Raw genomic sequence first — 5,264 nt, 5'->3', positions numbered from 1 at the left:
TCGGGCTCGACGATGGAGATCCATGCGCCTCGCGCCTCTTCCAGTCCGCGATTGCAGGTGGCTCCGTAGCCTTGGTTCTGCTTGTCGATGACGCGGATGCGCTCGTCGCGAGCGGCGTATGCCTGCATGATGGCGAGAGAGCCGTCCGTGCTGCCGTCGTTCAGGCAGATGACCTCCAGCTCGCGGTGCGTTTGCGCGAGAATGCTGTCGAGGCATTGCGCAAGGTACGGCTCCGCGTTGAAGACCGGGACGATTATAGAGACGAGCTGATTATCTACGTTGCGCATGAAGGGCCTTTCTTTTCCTATTCATCCACGAAATCAGCGCACGCGCCGGAATCGTCGAATATGTAGCGGGTGCCGTCGATTACCGCGGTGCCGGTCGCCATGGCTCCAGAGGAGGGGTCAAGATAGTACCATGACCCTCCGTTCTCGAGCCAGCCCGTTGCCATCATGCCTGATTCGGGATCCATCCAGTACCAAGCTCCTCCCGTGAGCAACCAGCCGGTTTGCATGGCTCCCGATCCGCTCAGGTAATACCAAGCGGTTCCTTGTTTCAGCCAGCGGCTCGACTGCATGGCGCCGGAGCCTTCGAAGTAGTACCACTTGCCGTCCGAGGCCTTCTCCCAGCCCGTGGCCATGGCGCCGGATTCCGGGTCGAGCCAGTACCAGGAGCCGCCCTTGCTCAGCCAGCCGGTCTGCATCGCCCCGGAGCCGGACAGGTAGTACCAGGTTCCGCCTACCTTCGCCCAACCCGTCTGCATGGCCCCCGATCCGTCGAAGTAGTAGCGATGTCCGTCCGAAGCCGTCGTCCAGCCCGTTGCCATCTTGCCAGTCTGCGGATCGAGCCAGTACCACGTTCCACCCAGCTTCAACCACCCCGTCTGCATGACGCCGGAAGACGAAAGCCAATACCAGGACCCGTCGTCTTTCAACCACCCGTCTGTCCGCAAGGCACACGAGCTGTCGAAATAGTAGCGCTTTTCATCAATGGTCTGCCATCCGGTGACGGCGTACGAATCCGCCCCGAACCAGTACTTCTTACCCTTGACCTGCTGCCAGCTGCTCGTAGCATACGTACCGTCGGCCAGCTTCAGCTTCCAGCGGCCGTTGTCGATTTCCCACCCAGAAGAGAGCTTGTACGTCTCGGCTATGCCCTCGGCATCAGCGTAGCCCAGCTCCTTCAGGAACGCCTCGCTTTTCAGCTTGTCGCTGTCGCTCTTATTAGACAGGAACGCATGCTCGACGATGATGCCCACGATGCCGGCTTCGCGACTTGCCTCGATGACCGTGTAGTAGTCCTGGATGCTGCCATCGGGATAGTAGAACGGGCCTTCGCCATCCACGCGCTCCGAATCGCGCACTTTTATGCCGCGGTCGGTCAAGCCGAGTGCAGTCAGCTTCTCCAGGATCTTGCTGGAGAGCTGCGCGCCCTCCTCGTGAAGCTCGTGACGATACGAGCTGTCGTTCGGATACCACACTTCGGCACCGTTGCCCGAAGCAGGTCCGGAGTTAAGATGCAAGCTGACGAACACGTTGGCTCCTGCGTCAACCGCGCGGTTCACGCGCTCAACAAGGCTCACCTTTTCGTCGCTTCCACGCGTCAGCACCACTTCGACGTTCGCATAGGACTCCAGCGCCTCCTTGCAGTACAACGCGATCTTCCATGTGAGCTCCCTCTCAACCAAACCGTTGGCCGAAGCCCCGGGCTCGCTACCTCCGTGGCCGGGATCCAAGGCAACCACGAACTTGCCGGAGGGGCTGCGCGCGCCCGAGGCGGCCGAACGACCTGCGACGGCAGAAGCCGCTTCGGCGGACAGCTGCGCAGCCTCCTCGAAGGACGATGCCTCCTCAAGCTGGCCGTCGTCGGTCAGTGCGTACACGGACACGCCGCCGGTCGACTCATCGGACAGGGAAAACGCTTCGGCTTGCGGCTCGGCCACCATGAACGCGTAGGGCTCGCCCTCACAGGAGGACAGATCCACCAGCAGCGTGCGGCTGTCGGCGGCAGACGCGCCCTCCATCCGTTCGAGACGGTACTCCCCGGCCTCCGGAACGTCTACGGAGAAGAGCGCCGCATTGCCCGCGTACTCGGAAGCGGTCGCTTTGACCGACGCGCCCGAAGGAGCCGTCAGCGTCAGTTCTGCGGACGTCAGCTCGATCGACTCGTCGTCCAGCGCAACCACGACGAGCTGGGAACCGCCCGCGCTGGGGGAGCTTTCGTCGAAGTACACGAAGCCCACCGGTTGCCGGTCGGGACCGAGAGCCGCCGCCGAGGCTTCGGCCTCGCTATCGGGTTGGGCGGTTTCGTCCGCCTCAGCGGGCTCCGAGCCCTCCCCTTGCCACGATTCGGTAGAAGCGGGAGCCTCTTCCGACACACCCTGATCGATGGAAGGCGACTGGATGACCGGGTCGGATGCCGGATCGGAGATCTGGGGATCGGCCATCGCGGCCACGGAAGCCGTGGGAACGAGCGCGAAAGCCAGCATAACCGACAAGGCCAGCTTGGACAATCGGGATGAAACCTGGTGCATGGAGCACCTCCGTACTTCGAACTGTCAGTTGCTACTACGATGCGTTGTCGCAAATATTACCGCTGATGAGTATATCAGTAAACGAGCCCCTCCCGAAGACCTCTCGACAGATGGCGTATGTCGGACGCGCCGAAGCAGCTGAACGCGTGAGCGAACGGTATCGGACCTTCCGTGTCACACGTACGCTTTGTCAAGCTCTTGCAACTCGCGGTACGTGTCGATCTCGATCACGTCGTCGAACGTGCACTCACGCACGACCACCTCGTAGTTGCGGGCGAAGTATCGCAGCGCTACCTCGTCCCAATAGCGCTCCTTGCCGCCGGGCATGGCGAACGTCGCCGGCACGTCGTCGGCCAGCTTCCTGCCGTCCTCTTCGGTCCAATAGGAGATGCCGAACATATGATGGCAGTCCGTCCCGCCTACCGACAGTCCCGTGATCACACCGCGGCGCGTTTGGAAGCACCAGTCGTCAGTCACCTGCACGGGCACGCCGAGATAGTTCGACGAGTACTGGTACTTCGTGATCAGCTTCGGGTTGTACAGCAGCAGGTCGGACTCGAACACGTAAGCGTTCTGCAGCAGATCCTTCGCCGCCACGGCCGACGAGATATTGTTCGCCTCGTTGTAGAAGGGGTTCTCGATGAACTTGAGACCGGGGTACTTGTACAGCAGCTGGTCGAACTGCTCGGCCAGATAGCCGCGCACCACGTACACCTCCTCGATGCCCGCCGCGTACACGGCGTCGAGCAGCGAGTCGATGATGCGCCGCCCCTGCACTCGGATGAGCGGCTTCGGGGTGTTCAGCGTGATGGGCACCAGACGGGAGCCGAACCCGGCGGCGATCAGCACCGCACGCTTCACACGGTAGGGCTCGAGCGCCTCCAAGCCGGCCGCCGACAGCATGCCCTCGCGCACGAAGCCGCGCTCGTGCAGGTCGGCCATCGCACGGTTCACCGTGCCCACCGACAAATCGGCCGCCGTGGCGATCTCGCGCTGCGTGAGCGCCTCGTCGACGCGCTCCTCGAGCGCGGTCAGTATCTTGAAATCCTTCACACCAAGAGAACGTTCCATGGCAGCAGTATCCCTCTCGTTCGAGCGACGGACGCGTCAGGCCGCGAAGGCCTCGGGCGCTTCCGCGCGATGAATAGCTTTTTTGATGCCTGCGAGCACGAGCTTCGAGGCAATGTTCGTAAGGAGGATGATCAGCGACACGAACGCGGCGCACTCCGTCAGACGCTGCGCGTCCAGATCGGTGATGAGCAGCGCAAGCGGCATGTCGAGCGTCGTAGCGAGGAACGCCACCGCCGAGATGGTGACCATGCAGTTCACGAAGAAGTAGCCCGCCATCTCGATGATCGTATCCATCGTCTGGGGGATCAGCACGTCTTTGAGGATGCTCGCGCGCCCGATGCCCATAGTCGATCCGACCGCCTCCAGGTTCTCGTTCGCCTTGCCCAGCGAGTTGTACGCCATCAGGTACGGCGAGGCGAAGAAGTGCACGAGGTTCACCAGGACGAGGATGGCCAACGTGCCGTACAGGACGGAGCCCTTGAAGAACAGCACGTAGGACAGGCCCAGCACGAGGCCCGGGATGGCCAGCGTCGTGATGCACACGAGATGCAGCAGCTTCGCGAAGCGGCCCCCCATGCGCGCGGTTATATACGCTGCGAAGTACGCCAACGTCGTGCCGACGAGCGCCACGAGACAGGCGATGACGATGGAGTTGAACCAGTAATCGCCCGCGTTCATGTTGAGCGCCCGGCCGACGTTGTCGAACGTCACGGCCATGTCGACGGGGTACTTCTTTACGAACGACACGAGCACGAACGAACCCAGAGGCAAGATAATAGCGACCGACACGATGGCGGCCAGCGCGTAACCCAGCACGTCGCGCACGGCGCTTCGGGCGATGGAGAAGCGCTTCGACACGAACGAGCTTTTCCCCTTGTCCGCGTTGAGCACATCGATGAGAAAAGCCACGATGGCCGGGATCAACAGCACGAAGCCGATAGCCACGCCCGTGTCGTAGTTCAGCAGGCCGATGACCTCCTGGTACATGAGCACCGGAAGCGTGGTGGTTTTGCCGCCCACCATGAGGGGCACGCCGTAGTCGGTCACCACAAGCGTGAACGTGGCGAACACCGCCGAGATGAGCGGCTTGCGCAGATACGGCATCGTGATGCGCAAGAACTGGCTGCGCTTCGGCACGCCCAGCACGTCGGCAGCCTCGTACGGCGAGGCGTCCTCGTACTTCAGCACATCGTACAGCAGCAGGAAGGCCGACGGGAACGAGTACAGCACCGAACCCATCACGATGCCCCAGAACCCGTACAGCGAGAAGTCCAGCCCCAGCGCGTTCGTGATGACGCCGTTCGAGCCCAGCAGGAACACCAGGCCCATGCCGAGCGCGAGCGACGGGATGAGCATGGGCAGCGTCATGACCACGGCGATGACGCCCTTCGCCCGCACGTTAGTACGGCAGAGCACCCACGACATCGCCAGCGCGAACGCGAGCGAGATGGCCGTCGAGGTCAACGCGACGCCGATGGAGTTGAGGCACGCCGTGGCGAACTGCTCGGTGCCGAACACGGCGCGCGCCTCGGGGCTCGCAAGCCGCGAGAACATGCCAATGAGCGGCAGCACCGCCGCGACCAGGAAGAAGGCCGCCAGCACGATGCGCGTGAGGTTGAGTTTCCCTGCCCGTCTCACGGCCGCCTACCGATCCATGAAG

General features: G+C 62.7%; 4 protein-coding genes. All 4 read right to left on the bottom strand.

All coding sequences use genetic code 11. The annotated features are described in order from the left end of the window. Positions 1 to 287: glycosyltransferase family 2 protein (locus ACMO6A_RS13015; RefSeq protein ID WP_418471381.1), on the bottom strand; the 287-nt coding region annotated here is incomplete at its 3' end. 17 nt (positions 288 to 304) lie between these two features. Further along, positions 305 to 2,533 carry an N-acetylmuramoyl-L-alanine amidase gene (locus ACMO6A_RS13010; protein ID WP_418471380.1) on the bottom strand — a complete coding sequence of 743 codons (2,229 nt, stop codon included), beginning with the start codon at positions 2,531 to 2,533 and terminating at the stop codon, positions 305 to 307. A gap of 174 nt (positions 2,534 to 2,707) precedes the next feature. After that, positions 2,708 to 3,604, bottom strand: coding sequence for a sugar phosphate nucleotidyltransferase (locus ACMO6A_RS13005; RefSeq protein WP_009304106.1), 897 nt, complete (start codon positions 3,602 to 3,604; stop codon positions 2,708 to 2,710). Positions 3,605 to 3,640: 36 nt separating this feature from the next. Beyond that, positions 3,641 to 5,242 (bottom strand): ABC transporter permease subunit, encoded by a 1,602-nt coding sequence (locus ACMO6A_RS13000; RefSeq protein ID WP_009304105.1) that lies wholly within the window; start codon positions 5,240 to 5,242, stop codon positions 3,641 to 3,643. Between the last annotated feature and the right edge of the window lie 22 nt (positions 5,243 to 5,264).

Source organism: Eggerthella sp., from assembly GCF_048329335.1.
Classification (GTDB): Bacteria; Actinomycetota; Coriobacteriia; order Coriobacteriales; family Eggerthellaceae; genus Eggerthella; species Eggerthella lenta.
Note: the sequence above shows the minus strand (reverse complement) of the source record. Positions and strands in the feature narration are given on the sequence as shown.

Coding starts and splice junctions, on each gene's coding strand:
- ACMO6A_RS13005 (WP_009304106.1), bottom strand. CDS start 3,604: ATGGAACGTTCTCTTGGTGTGAAGGATTTCAAGATACTGACCGCGCTC.
- ACMO6A_RS13010 (WP_418471380.1), bottom strand. CDS start 2,533: ATGCACCAGGTTTCATCCCGATTGTCCAAGCTGGCCTTGTCGGTTATG.